This window comes from Streptomyces mobaraensis NBRC 13819 = DSM 40847, assembly GCF_017916255.1.
In the GTDB taxonomy this organism is placed as follows: Bacteria; Actinomycetota; Actinomycetes; order Streptomycetales; family Streptomycetaceae; genus Streptomyces; species Streptomyces mobaraensis.
The window spans coordinates 6,516,436-6,538,373 of sequence record NZ_CP072827.1 but is presented as its reverse complement, the minus strand read 5'-3'; the positions used below and the strand labels follow the sequence as shown (position 1 = coordinate 6,538,373).

Genomic DNA, 21,938 nt, shown 5'->3' with positions numbered 1-21,938 from the left:
CCTTTGCGCATGTTCCGTCAGCGCGGCGTCGCCGCTTCCCTGAGCTCGAAGACGTCCTTGGCGGTCAAGTCGCCGCTGTTCTCCCGGCGTTCACCGGGCACCGCCTCCTCCTTGGCGGCCAGGACGTCCCTCGCCTCGGACCTGGCGTCCGAGGTCGCGGTGGAGAACGCCACGACGCGCTATCTGATGTACGGGCTGCTGCCCTCCTGGTTCATCCCGGGTGTGGCCGACTGGGTGATGCACCGGCGCACCCGGATCGAGGACACCTCGGGCACCAAGGAGTCGCTGATCCACTCGCTGATGATGACCGAGGTCGGCATCCCGGTCGCCCTCACCCTCCTCTTCGAGGTCAACCCGCTGCTGCTGTCGGTGCAGCTCGGGGCGACGGCCTGCCACGAGGCGACGGCGCTGTGGGACGTCCGGACGGCCGTGGACAGCGAACGGGACGTCAAACCCGTGGAGCAGCACATCCACAGCTTCCTGGAGTCGCTGCCGTTCGCCGCGCTGGCGTCGCTGATGTGCCTCCACCCCGACCAGGTGCGGTCCCTGCTGCGCGGCGGCGCGGGCGACCCGACGGCCTGGAAGTTCGTCCCGCGCCGCCGGCCGCTGCCGGGCAAGTACCTGGCCGGGATCGCGCTGGCGGTGGGCACGTTCGTGGCCCTGCCCTACGGCGAGGAGCTGGTGCGGTGCGTCCGCCGGGGGATGAAGCGGCGCGGGCTGCGGCGGGCGGAGGCGAAGGCCGAGCGCTACGACCGGGCGCTCGCGGGCTGACGGCGGCGGGGGCTCGTCCGGGGCATCGGCGGGGGCCGGGCCCGTCCGGGGCATGGGCAGGGGCCGAGCCTGCCCGGAGGCGTTGTCGGGGGCCGAGCCCGTCCGGGGGCGTTGTCGTACCCCGCTGCTACGGTCCGGAGGTGGCGGTGACGGGCCTGGGCCTGGTCACGGCGGGCGGGATCGGCCGCGAGCCGACGTGGGACGCCGTGTGCGCCGGCGTCGGAACGGCGACGCGGGGACCCGCCCTCCAGGGACACGCCGTGGACTTCTGCTGCGCGCTGCCCGCCTTGGACGACGCCCTCGCGCCGCTGCGCCGCAAGGCGTGGCGCCTCGACCCGTTCGCGCGCGCCGCACTGCTCGCGGCGCGGGAGGCGGTGGCCGACGCCGGGCTCGACCCCGCCGTCTGGGACGGGCCGCGGGTCGGTGTCGTCATCGGCAGCGGGAGCGGGGGCGGCTGGACGACGTGGCACCAGCAGGCCCGACTGCGCGACCGGGGGCCGGAGTACGTCTCGTCCCTGCTGCACCCCATGAGCCTGATCAACATGGCGGCCGCGGAAGTGGCCCTGGACTGCGGCGCGCTGGGCCCCAGCACGGCCACCGTGACCGCCTGCGCGTCCGGAGCGGACGCCCTCTCCCTGGCCCGGCTCTGGCTGACCGCCGGCCGCTGCGACGTCGTCCTCGCCGGAGGCACCGAGGCGGGGTTCACCCCCTTGAACATGGTGGGGTTCGACCGGCTCGGCGTCCTCTCCCGCCGCCGCGACGACCCACCCGCCGCCTCCCGGCCCTTCGACGCCGAACGTGACGGCTTCGTGGCCGGCGAGGGTGCCGCCGTCCTCGTCCTGGAGCGGCCGGAGCACGCGCGGGCGCGGGGTGCCGTCCCGCGCGCCCTGTTCGCCGGCAGCGGCTCGGCCACCGACGCGTACCACCCGACCGCCCCGCACCCCGAGGGCGCCGGCGCCCGGCGGGCGCTGCGGCTGGCCCTGGCCGACGCGGGGGTGTCGGCGGACGAGGTGGACCACGTCAACGCGCACGGGACCGGGACGCCGCCCAACGATCTCGTGGAGGGACGCGTCATCGAGGCTCTGCTCCCCCACGGCCCGAGCGTCACGGCCACCAAGGGGGTGCTCGGGCACACGCTCGGGGCCGCGGGGGCCGTCGAGGCGGCCGTCACCGTACTGACCGTGCAGCACGGCCTCGTCCCGCCCGTCGCCAATCTGGAGCGGCTCGATCCCGCTCTCTCCCTCGACGCCGTGCGGGGCGGGCCGCGGAAGCAGCGGGTCGACGTCGCGCTCAGCAACTCGTTCGGGTTCGGCGGGCACAACACGGTGCTGGTGTTCCGGACGGCGGGGTAGCCCCGGGCCGGCGGCGGTGACTCCCGTGGCACTCGGGAAACGGGTGTGGAACCGTGGAAACCGGTAAGGAGCCCCAGCGGAAACCGCACCGACCCGAGGAGGTCCCATGTCCTCGAAGCGCCGCCGCAAGAAGCGCGCCCGCCGCAACCACGCCGCCAACCACGGCCGCCGGCCCCAGTGCTGACCTGATCCGGCCTGATGCGGCCGGATCCGGTACGCCATGGCCCGCCACCCTTCCCACGGGCGCGTTCTCCGCGATATCACCCGTTCGAGGGGCGGCGGGCTGCGCCGTGCCCCGTCCGCGTGTGGGATGGGTGCCGTACGCGGCGCGCCGTCGCCACCCCCTCCCCCAGCCTCCCCCGAGCCGACAGAGGAGCCGGCAGATGACCCTCTCCGAACGCGACGTGGCGGACGAGATCGAGCAGATGAAGGAGGACGCCCTGGAGCAGGTGGTCAGCGACGAGGACCGGGACGCCGGTCTCGCGGACGAGGAGTGGTGACCCGGGCCCCGGCGCCGCCGAGCGCCCCCCGCCCGGCGGCCATCATTCGCGCCGCGCGGTACGGCGGGGTAGACATGGAACATGGCCCGAATCCGGGGCCGCTCCTGGAGGCCGTCGGGCCGCCGGCCCGCCGGCTCGCACGTGGGTGAACGCCCTGAGCGGCGGTGGTGGCGCCGACGGCCGCGCGGGGCGTCGGCGGGGCGCTGGCGGGTGGCGACCACCCGTAGCGTCGCCGGCCAGATGTTCGTGCTGCAGGTGCTCATCGTGCTGCTGCTCGTCGTGGCCGCGGTCGGCACCCTGCTCTTCCAGGCGCGGACCGACAGGTTCCAGGCGGCCCGCGACCGATCGCTGGCCGCCGCCGAGGCGTTCGCGCACGCCCCCGGGCTGCCGGCCGTCATGGCGGGCCCCGACCCGACGTCCGTCCTCCAGCCGCTGACCGAGGACGCCCGGCACCGCGGCGGCGTCGACTTCATCGTCGTCACCGACCGCAACGGCATCCGCTACACCCACCCGGACCCCTCCCGCATCGGCAAGCACTTCGTCGGCACCGTCGAGCCGTCGCTGAAGGACGGCAAGGTCACCATCGAAAGCGTGCACGGCCCGCTCGGCGAGGAGGTGCAGGCCGTGGTGCCGGTCCGCGACGACCGGGACCGGATCGTCGGGGCGGTGTCCTCGGGCATCAAGGTCGCCGCCGTGAGCAGCGCCTTCGACCGGCAGCTGCCGTGGGTGCTGGGCGCGGGCGCGGTGGCGCTGGCCCTGGCGACCGCCGGGACGGCCCTGGTGAGCCGCCGGCTGCGGCGGCAGACGCACGGCCTGGGCCCGGCCGAGATGGCCCGGATGTACGAGCACCACGACGCGGTGCTGCACGCGGTCCGCGAGGGCGTGGTCATCGTCGGCGGGGACGGCCGGCTGCTGCTGGTCAACGACGAGGCGCGGCGGCTGCTCGGGCTGCCCCCGGACGTCGAGGGGCGGCACGTCCGCGACCTGGGCCTGGACCCGCGGACGGCCGAGCTGCTGGCCTCGCGCAAGGTCGTCTCGGACGAGGTGCTGCCCGTCGGCGACCGGCTGCTGGCGGTCAACAACCGGCCGACCGACCGCGGCGGCGGCCCGCCCGGCAGCGTCGCCACCCTCCGGGACTCCACCGAGCTGCGGGCCCTGGCCGGCCGCGCCGAGACGGCGCGCGGCCGGCTGCGGCTGCTGTACGACGCGAGCGTCGCCATCGGCACCACGCTGGACGTCCGGCGGACGGCCGAGGAGCTGACCCGGGTGGCGTCGCCCCGGTTCAGCGACTACGCGACCGTCGACCTGGCCGAGGCCGTCCTGCACGGCGACGAGCCCCGGATGGCGATGGGCGGCGACGCCGCCGAGCTGCGCCGGGTGGCGCTCACCGGACCGCGGGACGACCATCCGCTGTACCCGGCGGGCGACCTGGTCACCTTCGCCGGGCCCACTCCGCAGGCCACCGGCTTCGTCAGCGGGCGCCCGGTGCTCGTCCCCGACCTGGCGGCCTCGGACGGCTGGCGGACGCAGGACTACGAGCGCACCCAGGCCGTCCTGGAGTACGGCTTCCGGTCGCTGATCACCGTGCCGCTGAAGGCGCGCGGCGTACTGCTGGGCATCGCCAACTTCTGGCGCACCAGCGACAGCGAGCCCTTCGAGGACGAGGACCTGTCGCTGGCCGAGGAGCTGGCGGCGCGCGCGGCCGTGTGCGTCGACAACGCCCGCCGCTACACGCGCGAGCACGACATGGCCGTCGCCCTCCAGCACAGCCTGCTGCCGCGCGGACTGCCCGAGCAGACGGCACTGGACGTCTCCTTCCGCTATCTGCCGGCGCAGGCGGGGGTGGGCGGCGACTGGTTCGACGTCATCCCGCTGCCCGGCGCCCGGGTGGCGCTGGTCGTCGGCGACGTGGTCGGGCACGGCCTGCACGCGGCCGCCACCATGGGCCGGCTGCGCACGGCCGTCCTCAACTTCTCCGCCCTCGACCCGCCCCCGGACGAACTGCTGGGCCACCTCGACGAACTCGTCGCCCGGATCGACCAGGAGGCGGCCGGCGACGCCGACGAACCGGCCATCGCGGGCGCCACCTGCCTGTACGCGGTCTACGACCCGGTGACGGGCGTCTGCTCGCTGGCCCGTGCCGGGCATCCGCTGCCCGCCCTGGTCGCCCCGGACGGCACCGTGGAGTTCCCGGAGCTGCCGGCCGGCCCGCCGCTGGGGCTGGGCGGGCTGCCGTTCGAGGCGGTGGAACTGCGGCTGACGGAGGGCAGCAGCCTGGTGCTGTACACGGACGGGCTGGTCGAGGACCGCAAGCGGGACATCGACGCCGGCCTCGCCGTCCTCCGCGACACCCTGGCGGAGCAGCCCGGCAGGACCCCGCAGGAGACCTGCGAGGCGCTGCTGGAGGCGCTGCTGCCGGCCCGGCAGAGCGACGACATCGCCCTGCTCGTGGCCCGCACCCGGATCCTGGAACGGGAGCGGATCGCCGAGTGGGAGCTGCCGTCCGACCCGGCGGTGGTGGGCCGCGCCCGTGCCGACGTGACCCGGCAGCTGGCGCTGTGGGGCCTGGAGGAGGCGGTCTTCACCACCGAGCTGATCCTCAGCGAGCTGATCACCAACGCGATCCGGCACGCCTCCGGGCCGATCCGGGTGCGGCTGCTCCGTGACCGCACGCTGATCTGCGAGGTCTCCGACACCAGCAGCACCTCGCCGCACCTGCGGTACGCGGCGGCCGAGGACGAGGGCGGCCGGGGCCTGTTCCTGGTGGCCCAGCTCGCCGACCGCTGGGGCACCCGGTACACGCCGGACGGCAAGGTCATCTGGGCGGAGCAGCCGCTGGGGTGAGGGGTGCCGGGACCGGTGGGAGCCGGTGGGAGCCGGTGTGCCGGGGCCCGTACCGGCCCGCCGGGAGGCAGCCCACCGGACGACGGCCGTCGCACGGCGGCCATCGGATGACGGAAGGACCGAGGACCATGCCGGAGAGCACAGCCCCGCCGCCCCCGGCCCCCGACTGGCGGATGTTCGACCCCGCCCCGGTCGCCATGGCCGTCACCCGGGGGCCGCATCACCGCCTGGTGTACATGAACGCCGTCTACCGCGAGCTGTTCGGCGACCGGCCGCTCGGCGTCCCCATCACCGAGGTCTTCGCCGACCTGCGGCAGCGCGGCTACCTCGCCCTCTTCGACGACGTGCGGAACACCGGGGCGCCGGTGTCGCTGGCCGCCGCGCCGACCGAGGGCGCCTCGCGGGAGGACGGCGGGACGCGCTACTACACGTTCAGCCTGTCGGCCGTCGGCGCGTCGGAGGAGGAGCGCGGCGTCCTGGTCGTGGCGATGGACGTCACCGAGCAGATGCGGGCCACCGAGCGGATCCGCCGGGTGTCGGAGGAACGGCTGCGCGCGCTGCGGCGGTTCGAGAACCTGGTGACCGCCAACACCCAGATGATGTGGGTGACCGCCGCCAAGGGCGGCACGATCGAGCCCAGCCCGGGCTGGGAGCGGGTGACCGGCCAGACGTGGGAGCAGTTCCGCGGGGACGGCTGGCTCGACGCCCTGCACCCTGAGGACCGGGAGCCGATGGACGCGGCCTGGCAGCGCGCCCTGGAGGAGGTGCCGGACGAGTTCCGGTACGTGTACCGGCTGCGGACGGTCGACGGTACGTACCGCCACTTCGACGTGCGGGCGGTGCCGGTCCGCGAGGGCGACCGGGTCGTGGAGTGGGTGGGCACCTGTACGGACATCGAGGACCGGTGGCGGGAGGAACGCCGCAAGGAGGTGCTGGCGCGCGGCGCCGCCCTGCTGGCGGAGTCCACCAAGCCGCGGTCGGCCTTCGCCGCGCTCGGTGACGTCATCGTCCCGTCCCTCGCCGACAAGTGCGGCATCTACCTCATGCGGGAGCCCACCTACCAGTTGACGGGCGACGCCCCGCTGGTCGTGGAGCGGATCGCGGCCCGCTCACGGGAGGGCCTCCCCCCGCACCCCGCCCGGCTCGGCGAGGAACACATCGCGCCGGACAGCACGTTCGCCCGCGCGGTCCGCGAACGGCGGGTGGTGCACGAGTCGTTCGACCCCGACCACATCCCGCCCGGTACCGCCCCGCCGGACAGCATGGCGTGGCTGCGGGACGTGCGCGCCCACAGCATGGTGGTCGTCCCCGTCGTCATCGACGGCACGCTCGCCGCGATCGTCGACGCCTTCGCCTGCGGCGACCGCGACCCCATCGACGCGACCGACGAGGCGCTGCTCCGCGAACTCCTGGAGCAGGCCCACGATCCGCTGCGCAACATCATCGAGTTCCAGCGCACCCAGCGGGTGGCTCTGGCCCTCCAGCACAGCCTGCTGACCGAGCCGCCGCGCTACGACGACCTGGTGATCACGGCCCGGTACCTGCCGAGCCCGGCGGCGGCGGACGTCGGCGGCGACTGGTACGACTCTTTCGTGCTCGGGGACGGCGCACCGGTGCTCGTCATCGGGGACGTGGCGGGGCACGACATCGAGGCCGCCGTGACGATGAGCCGGATGCGGAACATGCTGCGCAGCCTCGCCGCCGACCGGGAGGAGCCGCCCGGCGACATCATCCGGCGGCTGGACCGGGCCACCCAGGTCCTCGACCCGGAGGAGGGCACGGCCACCTGCGCCCTGGTCCGCATCGAGCACACGCCGGACGGCGGCCGGCAGGCGCACTACTGCGTGGCGGGGCATCCGCCGCCCCTGGTCGTGGACCGCGACGGCGGCACCCGCTTCCTGGACGGCGCCACCTCGCCCCTGCTGGGGATGCCCGTCCCCGACGAGTGGCGGATCAGCGGCTTCGCACCACTGCCGCCCGGCGGCACGCTGCTGCTCTACACGGACGGGCTGGTGGAACGGCCGGACGAGGACATCGACGAGGGCCTGGCCCGGCTGGCCCGGACGGCGTCCGGGCTGGCCGGGGCCGATCTGAACGCGTTCTGCGACACGTTGCTGGCGGAGCCGTCGGTGACGGGGCAGGACGACATCTGTCTGATCGCGGTGCGGCTGCCGGGGTGAGGGGTGGGGCGCCTGCGGCGGGCTGGTGCCCCGGTCCCTCCCCTTCGCCGATTCCTGGGGCTGCGCCCCAGACCCCCTTGTCCTCAAGCGCCGGACGGGCTGAAATCAGCCCGTCCGGCGCTTGAGGACAACCGCGCGGAGCGCGGTTTCAGGGGGTCCGGGGCACACCAACCGCGGGAGCGAGGAGATCGGCCGCGAACTCCGCCGCCGAGCGCGGCACGCGGCCGAGGACGCGCTGAACGCCGTCCCCGAGCCCCGCCACGCCCTCCCGCCGGTAGTTGGCGTACAGGCCGTACAAACCCTCCACATGCCATGCGGGCACCCCGCGACCGGCGAGTCCGGCCCGCCACGCCGCGTCGAGCGGCACGTCCACGAACCGCACCTCCCGCCCGAGAGCGGCGGCGAAGCGCTCCGCGAGATCCCCGGGCGCCAGCGCCTCCGGCCCGCTGACGTCGAGGTCGCCCCCGACCGGCCGGTCCGCCAGCAGTTCGGCGACCGCTACCTCCGCGATGTCCCGCGTGTCCACGTGGCCGCGGGCGGCGTCGGCGCCGCCGGGGTCCGCCAGGGTGCCCGCGGCGAGGGCGGCGGCGGACGGGAGGAAGTTCTGCAGGAAGCGGTCGGGCCGGAGGACGGTCAGCTCGGGCACGCCGGCGTCCCGCAGCCGCGCGGTGATGGTGTCGTGCGCGCCGGTGACGGGGTCGGGGACCATCCCGGGCCTGGTGAACGGGCGGGCGCCGAGCTTGACGACGCGGTGCGCGCCCGCGTCCAGGGCGGCGAGCGCGAGGCCGGTCTCGACGGCGGCCTGGTCGGCGGCGAAGGGGTGGGCTAGGTAGAGCCGCCGGACGCCGGCGACCGCGCGCCGCACGGTGTCGGGGTCGGCGGCGTCCCCGCGCACGACCTCGCCCCGGACCGCGCCCAGCGCCTCCGCGCCGGCCGCCGAGCGCACCAGGAACCGCACGTCGTCGCGGTCGCGCAGCGCCTCCGTCACATACCGCCCCACCGAGCCGTTCGGCGTGGTGACCAGGATGGTCATGTGGGCCCCCTCCGCGTTCATGATCGGAAAACCGTCATGGGCCGCAACGGCGGGGAGACGGGGGCATATTCCCGGCCGGGGCGTATTCCCGGCCGGGGCGGCGGGAGGCGGCCCGGGAGGGGCCGGCGGGCGGCCCTGCGGGTACCGTTGCCGCCACCGGCCCGTCCGAACAGATCCGCCCCTTCCGAACTGAGGCGAAGCATGCTGCCCGAGATCACCGAGCACGAGTGCACCGGCTGCGGCAAGGCGGTAAAAGGCATCTTCGGCCGGTGGGCGTGCCCCGACTGCAAGACCAGCTCCCCGTACCGGGAGCCGCCCGGCGCGTACGCGGCCGAGCTGCGCAACGGCGTGGCGCCGCGCCGCGACCCGCTGCGGCACCACGTGTGCGGCGAGGTGGCCTGCGTGTGCCCCCGGCTGAGCCGCCGGGGGCGCTGAGGGTCCGGGCGCGCCGTCACTCCCGTGCCATCAGGTACCGCGCGTACGCGTCCGTCGTGAAGGAGGCGGGCAGCTCGTCCTGGAGGGCCGAGCGGACGAGGACGTCGCGGGCGTCGGCCCAGCGGGAGTTGGGGTCGCCGGCGGCGAGGGCGGAGCTCTCCTCGTCGAGCAGCCGGAGTACGCGGGCGCGCGGGACGGTTCCGTGGTGGAGCCACTGCCAGAGCTGGCAGCGGGCGAGTTCGGCGGAGCCCGCGTCCTCCAGCCGGCCCTGGTGGACGACGCGGCCGTCGCCGCGCAGCCAGGCGTCCAGGCAGCGGAGGGCGGTGCCGAGGGCGGCGCGGACGCCCTGTTCGGTGGGGCGGCCGCTGGTGCGGTGGACGGCGAGCAGGTCGGCGGCGGTGACGTGGACGTCCTCGCGGGTGCGTTCGAGCTGGTGCGGGCGGTCGCCGAGGACCGCGTCGAAGGCCGTGCGGCAGACGGGGAGCAGGCCGGGGTGGGCGACCCGGGTGCCGTCGAAGCCGGCCTCGGCCTCCCGTTCCGCGTCGAGCCGGATGCGGGCGAGGGCCGCCTCGTCCGCCTGCCGGTCGTGTCCGAGCACGGGGACGGCGCGGACGGCCGCGGCGCCGAGGGCGTGGGCGCCCCTGCGGTGGCAGGTGCGGACGAGGAGTTCGGTGCGGGCGCGGAGGAAGGGCGCCGTGGCGGTGATCTTGGCGCGGTCGGGGAGGAGGTGGTCGCGCCGGTGCGGGAAGGTCCGGACGACGCTGCTCAGATAGCCGGCGTGGTCGGCGGCCAGCCCGGCCGCGTGCTCGCGGAGTTCGTGGAGGATCTCCTCCATCTCGAAGGCGGCGGTGACCGTTTCGACGGTGACGGTGGCGCGGATCGTGCCGCGTTCCAGGCCGAGCAGGTCCTGGGCGAGGACGAAGACGTCGTTCCAGAGCCGCGCCTCCAGGTGGTTCTCCACCTGCGGCAGCGAGAAGTACGGGCCGCGGCCGGCCGCGGTCTGGAGCCGGGCGCAGTGGAAGAGGTAGAGGCCGAGGTCGACGAGGGCGGCGGGGACCGGGCGGCCGTCGACGATCAGGTGCCGCTCGGTGAGGTGCCAGCCCCGGGGGCGGACGACGAGGGTGGGCCCGGCGGCCGGTCCCGGCCCGGTCCGGCCCTCGCTCACCGCGCGCAGCGTCCGGTGGCCCTCCATGATGGTGTGCCAGGTGGGCGCGGTGGCGTCGGTGAAGTCCGCGGTCCACACCCGGGCGCTGGAGGCGGCGGCCGCGGCCGCGGTGGCGCGGTCCGGGGGGCCGGTGAGCTCGGTGCGGCGGTCGGTGAGTCCGGGGGCGGGCGGGGCGACGCGCCAGGAGGGGTCGGCGCGGACGGCCGAGGTGGCGGGGACGAAGTCGAGGGCGCCGCCGCGCGCCAGGAGCGCGGCCCGGTGGCGGCGTTCGGCGAGGAGCGCGGAGCGGCGGCCGGCGAAGGCCGCGTCGAGGCGGGCGACGAAGGCGAGGGCGGCGGGGGTCAGGACGTCGTCGTACGGGGCGGTCCGGCCGCCGAGGACGCTCAGGGTGCGAGGGGCGCCAACGCGACTGGAAAGGGCGGGAGTTGCCATGGCGGTCTCCTGGGGTGGTGTGAGCGGCCCGGTGCTGCCGGGGCGGCGCGGGACGGGTGGGGGTGGCGGGGCGGGGAGGGGCGCGGAGGCTTTGCCGGATGGCCCGCGTCCGTTCCCGTCCGCCGCGCGTGCCGCCGGGATCGTCCGGCCGGGGTGAGCGGGGGGGGAGCCGGGGGTTCTCGGGGAACTGCCCTGAAGGCGCTACGGGGAAACCGCTCCGGCGGGAGCCGTTCCGTTCGGAACGGGTCCCGCCGGAGCGGCTGTCCGGCCGCCGGCTAGTGGAACTGCTCCTCCTCGGTGGAGCCGGTCAGGGCGGTCGTGGAGGAAGCCGGGTTGACGGCCGTGGAGACCAGGTCGAAGTAGCCGGTACCGACCTCGCGCTGGTGACGGACGGCGGTGAAGCCGTCGGCCTGCGCGGCGAACTCCCGCTCCTGCAACTCCACGTACGCCGTCATGCCGTGCTCCGCGTAGCCGCGGGCGAGGTCGAACATCGCGTGGTTGAGGGAGTGGAACCCCGCCAGGGTGATGAACTGGAACCGGTAACCCATCGCCCCCAGTTCCCGCTGGAACTTGGCGATCCGGTCGTCGTCCAGGGCCGCCTTCCAGTTGAAGGAGGGCGAGCAGTTGTAGGCCAGCATCTTGTCCGGGTACTCGGCGTGCACCGCCTCCGCGAACTCCTTGGCCTGCGCCAGGTCGGGGGTGCCGGTCTCGACCCACAGCAGGTCGGCGTAGGGGGCGTAGGCGAGGCCGCGGGCGATGACGGGGGCCATGCCCGGCTCGACGCGGTAGAAGCCCTCCGCCGTGCGCTCACCCGTGCAGAAGCGGGCGTCGCGTTCGTCGACGTCGCTGGTGAGGAGGTTGGCCGCCAGGGCGTCGGTGCGGGCGACGATCAGGGTGGGCACGTCGGCGATGTCGGCCGCCAGGCGGGCGGCGTTGAGGGTGCGGATGTGCTGGGCGGTGGGGACGAGGACCTTGCCGCCCAGGTGCCCGCACTTCTTCTCCGACGCCAGCTGGTCCTCGTAGTGGATGCCCGCCGCACCGGCCGCGATCATCGCCTTGGTCAGCTCGAACGCGTTCAGCGGCCCACCGAACCCCGCCTCCGCGTCCGCCACGATCGGCACCAGCCAGTCCACCGAGGCGTCCCCCTCGGCCGTGGCGATCTGATCCGCCCGCAGCAGCGCGTTGTTGATCCGCCGCACCACCTGCGGCACCGAATTCGCCGGATACAGACTCTGATCCGGATAAGTCTGCCCGGCCACATTGGCATCAGCCGCCACCTGCCACCCCGACAGGTAGATCGCCCGCAGCCCCGCCCGCACCTGCTGCACCGCCTGACCACCGGTCAACGCACCCAGCGCATGCACGTAATCCCGCTCGTGCAACTCCCGCCACAACCGCTCCGCACCCCGCCGCGCCAGAGAATGCTCCTCACGCACACTCCCCGACAACCGCACCACATCCTCCGCCGAGTACGTCCGCTCCACCCCCTTCCAGCGCGGCTCCTCGGCCCACCGCCGCGCCAGCTCCCGGGCCGTATCGACCGCCGCCGTCCCTGCCTCAACCATGACCGTCTCCCGGTGTCGCCTCGAAGGTGCGTCCGATCCACCGGCGGGCCACGGGCGTTGGCCCGTCCCGACCCGCCGCCGTGCTTCCGAGCGATCGTGCGCGGCCCGATCCCGCTCCACCGCATGCCGACGGGCACGCCGGGAGGGCGCGCTCACCGGCCGCCGGAGCGTCGGGCCGCACCATGACTGTGGCAGTGGCACTGAGTGCCATCAACCACGGCTTTCTGCCAATTTCCGATGAACCCTTCACAACGTCCCGCCGGCCCGGCGGGCCCGGCGGCGGCCCCCCCTCCCGGCGTCAAAGCGGCGTGGCGCAGCGCCAGTTCCACCGACCCGCCCGTCCGGTCAGCTCCGTGCGCGACAGCGGCGGTACGTCGAGCCGCCAGAAGGCGGCCGGCGGCAGCTCCAGCGCGCCGACCACGGCGGCGCGGACCACGGCCGGTCCTGCGACGACGAGCACCCGGCCGCCCGCCTCCGCCTGTGACGCCAGCCAGCCGCCGGTACGGGTGAGCAGGGAGCGCAGCGGTTCCCCGCCGGGCGGGGCCGCGTCCGGGTCCGTCAGCCAGGCGGCGACCCCGGCGGGATCGGCCGCCGCCACCTCCGCGAGCGTTCGTCCCCGCCACTCCCCCGGGTCCGGATCGCCCAACTCCGCCGCTGGCACGGAGTGCACGCCCAGGGCCTCGGCCGTCGCCCGGCAGCGCCGCTCCGGGCCGGTGTACACCCGCCGGAAGCCACCCGATCCGGACAGACCGGCGAGAACGCCCGCCCGGGCACGAACCTCCCGCAACACCGCCTCCCCCGGCACGTCGTCGTCGAACCGCGCCTCCCGCAAGGCCGCCGTCCCCACCGGCGCGACCAGCGTCACCCGAACCGTCACCTCATCCGCCCTTCCCGCTCCTCCGTCCCCACGCACCCGGCACGGCCTGGCATTTCGCGCCCGGCGGCGCGCGGGTGCGCCTCCCCTCGTCCATGGCGCGGGGATGGCTCAAAACGGTACGGTCACGACGACACGACGACGGGTGACGGAAGCCGGTGGGAATCCGGCACGGTCGCGCCACTGTGTTCCGGGGCGTTCCGCTCGGCGCCCGGGGAGTCAGACCCGCCCCTCGTCGTCCGGCACCCGAGAACGGGACGCGACACTCCCCCAGGAGGTTCTGCCATGGCATCGTCCGCCCTCACCCCGTCCGCCACGGTCCCCGACGTCACCCCCGTATCGCTGAAGGAGATCGCCCCCTGGGCGGTCCTCGTCGGCCTGCTCCTGCTGGCCCTCCTCTACTTCGTCGGCGCGGAACAGGGCGCCACCTCGCTGATATCCGGCGAGAACGTGCACGAGTGGCTCCACGACGGCCGTCACCTGCTCGGCTTCCCATGCCACTGACCGGCGGCGGGACGCGCGCCGTGACTCCCGTCCCCGTCCGGGCGCTGCTCGTCCGCGGACTGCTCGCCGGGCTCGGCGCGGGGCTGCTCGCCCTGGCCGTGGCCTATCTGCTGGGCGAGCCGCACGTGGACGCGGCCATCGCCTTCGAGGAGGCCCACGAGCACGGGCACGGCGGCGGTCAACCCGTCGGCCGCGCCCTGCAGTCGACGGCCGGCCTGGCCACCGCGGTCCTGGTGTACGGCGTGGCGCTGGGCGGTATCGCCGCGCTGGCGTTCTGCGTGGCGCTGGGCCGCGTCGGCCGGTTCGGCCCGCGCGCCACGGCCGCGCTGGTCTCCGGCGGCGCCCTGCTGGCCCTCTACGTCGTCCCGTTCCTCAAGTACCCCGCCAATCCGCCCTCGGTGGGCGATCCGGACACCATCGACCGGCGGACGGCGCTGTACTTCCTGATGATCGTGCTCAGTGTGCTGCTGAGCGTCGGCGCGGTCGTCCTCGGCCGGGCGCTGCTGCCGCGGCTGGGCGGCTGGAACGCCTCGGTGGCCGCCGGTGCCGCGCTGCTCGTCGCCGTCGGGCTGGCGTACGCGTTCCTGCCCCCGGTCGACGAGGTGCCGGACGGCTTCCCGGCCGATGTGCTGTGGCGGTTCCGGTTGGCGGCCCTCGCCGTGCAGGGCACGCTCTGGGCCGGGTTCGGGCTGCTCTTCGGGCGGCTCGCCGAGCGGCTGCTGGTCCCGGGGTCCGTCCGGTCCCGTCCGCTCACCGCCCCCTGATCGCGGGGCGCCGTCCGCGTGGCCGCCACCACGCGGGCGGCGCCCCGTTCGCTTTCCCCGCCGCCTTTTCCTCCGTTACGGATGGTTCTTCGGTGACCGGCGGGGCAGGATGTGCCGGAAGGTACGCGCCGAAGGGGGCCGCGCGGGTGCACGGGGGGAGCCGGGGAGCCACCGGGCCGCCGTTCGCCGTCCCGCCCGGATCCCCGGAGCCCGGAAGGAACGAGCGAGAGCATGCAGCCGACCCCGACCCCGCCCGGCACGAGAGCCCACGGGCTGCCCGGAGCCGCCCGATGACCGCCGACGACCACGTCCTCCTGCGGACCGAGGGCCACGCCGGCCGGATCACCCTCGACCGGCCCCGGGCCCTCAACGCCCTCACCCACCCGATGGTCCGCCGGATCGACACCGCCCTGGCCGCCTGGGAGCGGGACCCGGCCGTCCGGACGGTCGTCCTCGACGGCGCCGGCGACCGCGGCCTCTGCGCCGGCGGCGACATCCGCGCCATCCACGACGACGTGCGCGCGGGCGGCGGCACCGCGTCGGCGGCGTTCTGGCGGGACGAGTACCGGCTCAACGCCCGCATCGCGCGCTGTCCCAAGCCGTACGTCGCCCTCATGGACGGCATTGTCATGGGCGGCGGCGTCGGGGTGTCGGCGCACGGGAGCGTGCGGATCGTCACCGAGCGCTCCCGGGTGGCCATGCCGGAGACCGGCATCGGCTTCGTCCCGGACGTCGGCGGCACGTTCCTGCTGTCGCGCGCGCCCGGGGAACTCGGCACCCACCTCGGACTCACCGGCACCGCGATCGGCGCCGCCGACGCCCTGCTGTGCGGGCTCGCCGACCACTTCGTACCGGCGGCGGCGCTGCCCGCCCTGACCGCCGAGCTGGCGACGGACCCGGCCGACGAGGTGCTGTCCCGGCACGTCCGCCCGGCCCCGCCCGGCCGGCTCGCCGCCGACCGGGAGTGGATCGACGCCTGCTACGCCGCTCCGACCGTCGAGGAGATCGTCGAACGGCTGCTGGACCACGGCGCCCCGGCCGCCAAGGAGGCCGCCGGCACCCTTCTCGGCCGCTCCCCCACCTCCCTCAAGGTGACGCTCGCCGCCCTGCGGTCGGCCCGCGGCCTGGACTCCCTGGAGGCGGTGCTGGAACAGGAGTTCAGGGTCTCCTGCGCGGCGCTGTCCTCGCCGGACCTCGTCGAGGGCATCCGCGCCCAGGTCGTCGACAAGGACCGGAACCCGCGCTGGAACCCCGCGCGGCTCGCCGATGTGACGGAGGAGGACGTGGCCCGGTTCTTCGCCCCCGACGCGGCCTTCGGCGCGGACCGGCCCCTCTTCGGCACGGACGTTCCGGCCCCTCCGGGCGAGCGTCCCTCGATGGAGTGACAGTGCGCCACGGCCCTTACCCTCCCCCGAACGAGAGGCGACCTGACGTCGAGGCCCGCTCCGCCCCGGCGGCGGCCCGCCGGAACCCCACCGTCCACCGGTCGTGGAGCGCTACCGTGGACGGCACGGGGAGCGAGCCGAGGGCACCGCGAGGAAGGTGAAGACGACCATTGGACGACCCCACCACCGCCGGCACCACGACCTCCGTCACCGCGTGCGCCGCCGAACAGCTCGGGCAGGTGGGCGAGTTGGTCGGGATACTCACCGACGACCAGTACCTGCACCGCCCGCGCGGCGCGAGCCCCATCGCCGGGCACGTACGGCACTGCGTCGACCACTACACGGCCATCCTCGCGGGCGCCGGCAGCGGCACCGTCGACTACGACCGGCGCACGCGCGGCGGCCCGGTCGAGACGGACCGGGACGCGGCGCTGGCCCGGCTGGCGCACGTCCGGGGGCTGGTCGGGACCGTCGCGCCGGGTGACCTGAAGCGCCCGGTCGAGGTGGTGAGCGTGGTGGCCCCGGACGGCTCGGTGGCCCGGACGCCGTCCACGGTGGGCCGGGAGCTGGTGTTCGTCGCCCACCACGCCGTCCACCACCTCGCGGTGATGGTGCCGCTGGCCCGGGCGCTGGGCGTGGACGTCCCGGCCGAGTTCGGGTACGCGCCGGCGACGCTCGCCGCCGGGCGGCGGCCGGGGGCGGACGCCTGAGCGGTTACGGTCGTGGGGAGCGCGCCGGTCCGCGCGCGCTCCCGTCCGTCCCGCCTCCCGAAAGTCCGGCACCATGCTCGTCGCCCGCTCCGCCGCCCTGTTCGTCGTCGCCGCCCTGTTCGAGATCGGGGGCGCCTGGCTGGTGTGGCAGGGGGTGCGCGAGCACCGCGGCTGGCTCTGGGCGGGCGCGGGGGTCGTCGCCCTGGGCCTCTACGGCTTCGTGGCCACGCTCCAGCCCGACGCGCACTTCGGTCGGATCCTCGCCGCGTACGGCGGCGTGTTCGTGGCCGGTTCGCTCGTCTGGGGCGCGGTGGCGGACGGCTACCGGCCCGACCGCTACGACGTCGTCGGCGCGCTGGTGTGCCTCGTCGGCATGGCCGTCATCATGTACGCGCCGCGCGGCCGGTGACCGGACGCCGCCGGTCCGGCGTCAGCCGAGGAGCCGGTCCAGCGCCGCCCGGGTCGCGCCGCTGACGGGCGCGGGCCCGGCCGGGTCCAGCCAGGCCAGTTCGGCGATCTCGGCGTGCGGCTCCGGGGTACCGCGGTGGCCGGCCGTATAGCAGGCCATCCGGACCTCGGTACCGGCGGCCTTGCCGTGTGCCGCGGCCCGCACGGTGAACGCCGGGGCGACGGTCTCCGGGACGAGCTCGACGCCCAGTTCCTCGCGGATCTCCCGGACCAACGCGTCGCGGTCGCTCTCCCCGGGTTCGGGCTTGCCGCCCGGCAGGTAGTAGGCGTCCTTGCCGTGCGAACGGGCGACGAGGACCCGGCCGTCACCGTCCCGCAGGATCCACGCCACCTTCTCGACGACCTTCACCGCGTCGCTCACGCCACTCCCCTGTCCGTACCGAGAAACCGCTCGCCGAAGTCCCCGGTGCCGGGAATCACTCGGACCTCCTCGTCGAGCCGCTGCCCGACGGAGAACTTCGGCACGGTACCACCGGCGACGATCACGGACCCCGCCTCTCCTTGCACGCCGGCCAGGAGCCGGTGCAGCCGAGCAGATGCCGGAACCTGGCGTTGCTCCGTCGCGCACCTCGCTCGCCGACCCGTGCCGTCCAGCGCCGACACGTAACGTTGACGAACGCGTCCACCGCTCTCGGATCGGCGTTCCGCCAACTGTCGAACTGCTCGATCCACGCCATCGCGTCGGAGGGTGCGTGCCCCGACTCCATCAGCCGTACGGCCGTGCACGCCGGATCCACCCACGCGGGTCCGGCGGCGACCCTGGCCCAGTCCACCACGCAGGCGCTGCCGTCGCCGGTGCCCGTACCGGCCGGTCCGACCGGGGCCCGGCCCAGTGCGGCAAGGTGAGGAAAGCCGGCGACTCCCGCCCTGGTTCGCTCGATTTGCCCCCCAGTGCGCCGCGTACTCGTGCAGCCCTCGGGCGGCCATGACACCCTCCGCCGCAGCCCGGTCACCCGAGCGGACGGCCCGGGCGAACTCCTCGCGCAGCCGACGGCACTCCGCGCAGCCGGCGCGCCGTTCGCCGACGGTCTTCGGCCCTTCCCTCCGTGGGCCGGGCACCGCACTCACCACCGGCGCCCTTCCCGGTTCTGCTGGATCACCCGGGCGCGCAAACGGTCCATGGCGTTGGCCCGACGGCATTGCGACGGGTGCCAGACGCGCCCGCCCTCCGGAGGGCGCAGGGTGATCCGGCCGGTGCCCGCGTCCCGGCCGACCACGACGCCGACCTGATCGCGTTCGGTGTCCACGACCAGTTCGAGCGGCTCGGGGGCCCAGGCGTCCGGGTCAACCGACCCGTCCAAACACCCCTCGAACAGGCGTAGTTGCATGAACGGCTCCTCGCGATCCGCAGCCTCACCCGCCCGCCGCCCGCCGGGGTCCCGCACCTGGGCACCCATGCGATACGACTGGTGCGCCTTCCGTCCGTCGGACACAGGCGATCACTCCTCTCCGTAGCCCTTTCGCTACCGGGGAGGTTCAGGGTGGCCCCGCGTCTGGGTAGCCTTCAACCTGTAAGCGGCGAACGGAAGATTGGTGAAGGCTTCTTGAACCGACGGGAGTTGAACCCCGACGCGTCCCCCCAAGCCGCCTTCGGGGCGCGCCTGCGCAGCTTGCGGGAGTCGCGCGGCTGGAGGCAGGAGGATCTGGCCGCCCGCACGGGATATTCCAGCGTGCATATTTCAGCGATCGAAACTGGTCGGAAGCCTCCGACTCTCCGGTTCTCGCGCAGCGTCGACCAGGCCTTCGGAACCGGCGGCGCGGCGGACGCGTTCGAGCGGGAGTATCGCGAGATCAAGCACGGCGCGATGCTGGAGGGGTTCCCGGAGTACGTGAAGTACGAGAGCCGCGCCGTGGAGATCCGGCTGTACGAGATCGGGATCATCCCCGGCTTGTTGCAGACCCCGGAGTACGCGAGAGTGTTGGCCGACAGTGCCGTACGGCGGGGCGCCATCACGCCCGAACAGGCCGATCAACGCGTTGCTTTCCTCGCGAAGCGACAGGCGGACCTGGTGAGAACTCACCCGCCCATGATGTTCGTGACCATGGACGAGAGCTGCATTCGTCGCACTGTCGGCGGGACAGCCGTCATGAACGCCCAGTTGGCGCGCCTGATCGAGTTCGCCCAGTTGCCGAACACCCTGCTACAGGTGGCGCCGTACGACATAGGTGAGCGTCGAACGTTTGACCTGCCCGTCAATCTCTTGACCTTGCCAGACCGGTCCGTCCTCTGCTACGCCGAATCTCAGGCCCAGGGGAACTTGGACCGGGAGCTCGCGTCCGTAGTACCCATGTTGACGGCCTACCATCAGCTTCAGGCCGAATCGTTGTCTCAGGCGGCGTCTGTGGCCATGATCGAGCAGGTACGAAAGGGCGCGTTGTGACGACCGATTCCCCCCGCTGGTTCAAGTCCTCCCACAGCAACAACGGTGGCAACTGCGTCGAATGGGCCCCCGCTGTCGCGGTGTCCGGCATCGTCCCCCTCCGGGACAGCAAGCGTCCCACGGGCCCCTTGCTGAACATCCCCGCCTCGGCCTTCGCCGACCTGATATCCGCTGTCAAGGGCGGGGTCTTCACCGCCTGAGCGCCGGCCCGGCGAGCGGCGCGAAGCCGCCCGCCGGGCCGGGGTGCTACCGATACAGCGATCAGCCGAGCAGCGCCAGCGCCTGGTTGAACGTCGCCGACGGCCGCATCACGGCAGCGGCCTTCTCGACGTCGGGCTGGTAGTAGCCGCCGATGTCGACCGGCTTGCCCTGTACGGCGACGAGCTCCTCGACGATCGTCGACTCCGCCTCGGTGAGCGTCTTGGCGAGCCCGGCGAACGCGCCGGCCAGCTCCGCGTCGTCCGTCTGGGCGGCCAGCTCCCGCGCCCAGTACATGGCGAGGTAGAAGTGGCTGCCGCGGTTGTCGATGCCGCCGAGGCGGCGGCTCGGCGACTTGTCCTCCTCCAGGAAGGTCGCGGTGGCGCGGTCGAGCGTGTCGGCGAGGATCTGCGCGCGGGCGTTGCCGGTGGTCTTCGCGTAGTGCTCGAAGGAGGGCACGAGGGCGAAGAACTCGCCGAGCGAGTCCCAGCGCAGGTAGTTCTCCTTGACGAGCTGCTGCACGTGCTTGGGCGCGGAGCCGCCGGCGCCGGTCTCGAAGAGGCCGCCGCCGTTCATCAGCGGGACGACCGACAGCATCTTGGCGCTGGTGCCCAGCTCCAGGATCGGGAAGAGGTCGGTCAGGTAGTCGCGCAGCACGTTGCCGGTGACGGAGATGGTGTTCTCGCCGCGGCGGATGCGCTCCAGGGAGAGCTTGGTGGCCTCGACGGGGGCGAGGATGCGGATGTCCAGGCCCTCGGTGTCGTGCTCGGGCAGGTACGCCTTGACCTTCTCGATGAGCCGCGCGTCGTGGGCGCGGTTCTCGTCGAGCCAGAAGACGGCCGGGTCGCCGGTCGCGCGGGCGCGGGTGACGGCCAGCTTGACCCAGTCCTTGATGGGGGCGTCCTTGGTCTGGCACATGCGGAAGATGTCGCCGGCGCCGACGGCCTGCTCCAGGACGACGTTCCCGGCGGCGTCGAGGACGCGCACGGTGCCGGTGACGGGGACCTCGAAGGTCTTGTCGTGGCTGCCGTACTCCTCGGCCTTCTGCGCCATCAGGCCGACGTTGGGGACGGAGCCCATGGTCGACGGGTCGAAGGCGCCGTGGGCGCGGCAGTCCTCGATGACGGCCTGGTAGACGCCGGCGTAGCTGCTGTCCGGGAGGACGGCGAGGGTGTCGGCCTCCTGGCCGTCCGGGCCCCACATGTGGCCGGAGGTGCGGATCATGGCCGGCATGGAGGCGTCGACGATGACGTCGCTGGGGACGTGCAGGTTGGTGATGCCGCGGTCGGAGTCGACCATCGCGAGGGCCGGGCCCTCGGCGAGTTCGGCGTCGAAGGACTCCTTGATCTTGGCGCCCTCGGGCAGCGCCTCCAGGCCCTTGAAGATGCCGCCGAGGCCGTCGTTGGGGGACAGGCCGGCGGCGGCCAGCGCCTCGCCGTGCTCGGCGAAGGTCTTCGGGAAGAAGGCGCGGACGACGTGGCCGAAGACGATGGGGTCGGAGACCTTCATCATGGTGGCCTTGAGGTGCACGGAGAACAGCACGCCCTCGGCCTTGGCGCGGGCGACCTGCGCGGTGAGGAACTCGCGGAGCGCGGCCACGCGCATCACGGAGGCGTCGACGACCTCGCCGGCGAGCACCGGGACCGACTCGCGGAGGACGGTGGTGGTGCCGTCGTCACCGGAGAGCTCGATGCGCAGGGTGCCGTCCTCGGCGATGACGGCGGACTTCTCGGTGGACCGGAAGTCGTCGACGCCCATGGTGGCGACGTTCGTCTTGGAGTCGGAGCTCCAGGCGCCCATGCGGTGCGGGTGGGCCTTGGCGTAGTTCTTGACCGACGCGGGGGCGCGGCGGTCGGAGTTGCCCTCGCGCAGGACCGGGTTGACGGCGCTGCCCTTGACCTTGTCGTAGCGGGCGCGGATCTCCCGCTCCTCGTCGGTCTTCGGGTCGTCCGGGTAGTCCGGCAGGGTGTAGCCCTGCTCCTGGAGCTCGGCGACGGCGGCCTTGAGCTGCGGGATGGACGCCGAGATGTTCGGCAGCTTGATGATGTTGGCGCCGGGGGTCTTGGCCAGCGCGCCGAGCTCGGCGAGGGCGTCGGGGATGCGCCGGCTCTCGTCCAGGTACTCGGGGAAGCTGGCGATGATGCGGCCGGCCAGGGAGATGTCGCGGCTCTCCACGGTGACGCCGGCCGTCGAGGCGTACGCCTTGACCACGGGCAGGAACGAGTGCGTCGCCAGCGCCGGCGCCTCGTCGGTGTGCGTATAGATGATGGTCGAGTCAGTCACCGGGTGCTCCGCTCCACGTTTGCAACATTGCTCGACATCAAGATATCCCGAACGGGCCGCCTCGCTCACAGGGCCCTGCCCCTCCGTTTACGTC

20 protein-coding genes are annotated in these 21,938 nt (G+C 74.2%); 12 read left to right on the top strand and 8 right to left on the bottom strand.

The window, feature by feature from the left end; genetic code table 11:
* Positions 1 to 186 precede the first annotated feature (186 nt).
* The 4 genes from J7W19_RS28140 (at position 187) to J7W19_RS28125 (ending at position 7,647) form a co-directional block, all read left to right on the top strand.
* Positions 187 to 771, top strand: coding sequence for a diguanylate cyclase (locus J7W19_RS28140; protein ID WP_233478313.1), 585 nt, complete (start codon positions 187 to 189; stop codon positions 769 to 771).
* 146 nt (positions 772 to 917) lie between these two features.
* On the top strand, positions 918 to 2,123 hold the full coding sequence (locus J7W19_RS28135; protein WP_004953987.1) for a beta-ketoacyl-[acyl-carrier-protein] synthase family protein: 1,206 nt from the start codon (positions 918 to 920) through the stop codon (positions 2,121 to 2,123).
* A 581-nt stretch (positions 2,124 to 2,704) separates the two neighbouring features.
* The gene (locus J7W19_RS28130; protein ID WP_078588256.1) at positions 2,705 to 5,467 is read left to right on the top strand and encodes a SpoIIE family protein phosphatase; all 2,763 of its coding nucleotides are present in this window, start codon (positions 2,705 to 2,707) and stop codon (positions 5,465 to 5,467) included.
* A gap of 128 nt (positions 5,468 to 5,595) precedes the next feature.
* Positions 5,596 to 7,647 (top strand): SpoIIE family protein phosphatase, encoded by a 2,052-nt coding sequence (locus J7W19_RS28125; protein ID WP_004953991.1) that lies wholly within the window; start codon positions 5,596 to 5,598, stop codon positions 7,645 to 7,647.
* A gap of 148 nt (positions 7,648 to 7,795) precedes the next feature.
* On the opposite strand, the gene J7W19_RS28120 is transcribed toward J7W19_RS28125, so the two are convergent.
* Entirely contained in the window at positions 7,796 to 8,680 is an 885-nt protein-coding gene (locus J7W19_RS28120; RefSeq protein ID WP_004956320.1) for an NmrA family NAD(P)-binding protein, read from the bottom strand.
* Positions 8,681 to 8,881: 201 nt separating this feature from the next.
* On the opposite strand from J7W19_RS28120, the gene J7W19_RS28115 reads away from it, so the two are divergent.
* Positions 8,882 to 9,115, top strand: coding sequence for a hypothetical protein (locus J7W19_RS28115; RefSeq protein ID WP_004956318.1), 234 nt, complete (start codon positions 8,882 to 8,884; stop codon positions 9,113 to 9,115).
* 16 nt (positions 9,116 to 9,131) lie between these two features.
* On the opposite strand, the gene J7W19_RS28110 is transcribed toward J7W19_RS28115, so the two are convergent.
* From J7W19_RS28110 to J7W19_RS28100, 3 genes are all read right to left on the bottom strand, one after another.
* A complete protein-coding gene (locus J7W19_RS28110) occupies positions 9,132 to 10,712 on the bottom strand; it encodes a malate synthase (RefSeq protein WP_004956316.1) in 1,581 nt (526 codons plus the stop codon).
* Positions 10,713 to 10,987: 275 nt separating this feature from the next.
* Positions 10,988 to 12,277: an isocitrate lyase gene (aceA, locus tag J7W19_RS28105; RefSeq protein ID WP_210455391.1), complete on the bottom strand. Its 1,290-nt coding sequence runs from the start codon at positions 12,275 to 12,277 to the stop codon at positions 10,988 to 10,990.
* Between the two features lie 298 nt (positions 12,278 to 12,575).
* Positions 12,576 to 13,142 (bottom strand): histidine phosphatase family protein, encoded by a 567-nt coding sequence (locus tag J7W19_RS28100; RefSeq protein WP_004938916.1) that lies wholly within the window; start codon positions 13,140 to 13,142, stop codon positions 12,576 to 12,578.
* A 294-nt stretch (positions 13,143 to 13,436) separates the two neighbouring features.
* On the opposite strand from J7W19_RS28100, the gene J7W19_RS28095 reads away from it, so the two are divergent.
* From J7W19_RS28095 to J7W19_RS28075, 5 genes are all read left to right on the top strand, one after another.
* Positions 13,437 to 13,655 carry a CbtB domain-containing protein gene (locus J7W19_RS28095; protein ID WP_004938918.1) on the top strand — a complete coding sequence of 73 codons (219 nt, stop codon included), beginning with the start codon at positions 13,437 to 13,439 and terminating at the stop codon, positions 13,653 to 13,655.
* Between the two features lie 20 nt (positions 13,656 to 13,675).
* A complete protein-coding gene (locus J7W19_RS28090; protein ID WP_004938920.1) occupies positions 13,676 to 14,419 on the top strand; it encodes a CbtA family protein in 744 nt (247 codons plus the stop codon).
* Between the two features lie 290 nt (positions 14,420 to 14,709).
* Entirely contained in the window at positions 14,710 to 15,804 is a 1,095-nt protein-coding gene (locus J7W19_RS28085) for an enoyl-CoA hydratase/isomerase family protein (RefSeq protein WP_004938925.1), read from the top strand.
* Between the two features lie 170 nt (positions 15,805 to 15,974).
* A complete protein-coding gene (locus tag J7W19_RS28080; protein ID WP_004938927.1) occupies positions 15,975 to 16,514 on the top strand; it encodes a DinB family protein in 540 nt (179 codons plus the stop codon).
* A gap of 73 nt (positions 16,515 to 16,587) precedes the next feature.
* Positions 16,588 to 16,923 (top strand): YnfA family protein, encoded by a 336-nt coding sequence (locus J7W19_RS28075; RefSeq protein ID WP_004938931.1) that lies wholly within the window; start codon positions 16,588 to 16,590, stop codon positions 16,921 to 16,923.
* A gap of 21 nt (positions 16,924 to 16,944) precedes the next feature.
* Here J7W19_RS28075 and J7W19_RS28070 read toward each other — a convergent pair whose 3' ends face one another.
* From J7W19_RS28070 to J7W19_RS28065, 3 genes are all read right to left on the bottom strand, one after another.
* Positions 16,945 to 17,343: an NUDIX hydrolase gene (locus tag J7W19_RS28070; RefSeq protein WP_004938934.1), complete on the bottom strand. Its 399-nt coding sequence runs from the start codon at positions 17,341 to 17,343 to the stop codon at positions 16,945 to 16,947.
* The gene (locus J7W19_RS33235) at positions 17,340 to 17,468 is read right to left on the bottom strand and encodes a hypothetical protein (RefSeq protein WP_004938936.1); all 129 of its coding nucleotides are present in this window, start codon (positions 17,466 to 17,468) and stop codon (positions 17,340 to 17,342) included. The genes J7W19_RS28070 and J7W19_RS33235 overlap by 4 nt, the downstream gene beginning before the upstream one ends.
* 578 nt (positions 17,469 to 18,046) lie before the next feature.
* Positions 18,047 to 18,310 (bottom strand): hypothetical protein, encoded by a 264-nt coding sequence (locus tag J7W19_RS28065; protein WP_078587643.1) that lies wholly within the window; start codon positions 18,308 to 18,310, stop codon positions 18,047 to 18,049.
* A gap of 216 nt (positions 18,311 to 18,526) precedes the next feature.
* Here J7W19_RS28065 and J7W19_RS28060 point away from each other — a divergent pair, with 216 nt between their 5' ends.
* Entirely contained in the window at positions 18,527 to 19,363 is an 837-nt protein-coding gene (locus J7W19_RS28060; RefSeq protein WP_040887610.1) for a helix-turn-helix domain-containing protein, read from the top strand.
* Positions 19,360 to 19,563 (top strand): DUF397 domain-containing protein, encoded by a 204-nt coding sequence (locus tag J7W19_RS28055; RefSeq protein WP_004938946.1) that lies wholly within the window; start codon positions 19,360 to 19,362, stop codon positions 19,561 to 19,563. Before J7W19_RS28060 ends, J7W19_RS28055 begins: the two co-directional genes overlap by 4 nt.
* Positions 19,564 to 19,624: 61 nt before the next feature.
* Here J7W19_RS28055 and J7W19_RS28050 read toward each other — a convergent pair whose 3' ends face one another.
* Positions 19,625 to 21,844, bottom strand: coding sequence for an NADP-dependent isocitrate dehydrogenase (locus tag J7W19_RS28050; RefSeq protein ID WP_004938949.1), 2,220 nt, complete (start codon positions 21,842 to 21,844; stop codon positions 19,625 to 19,627).
* Between the last annotated feature and the right edge of the window lie 94 nt (positions 21,845 to 21,938).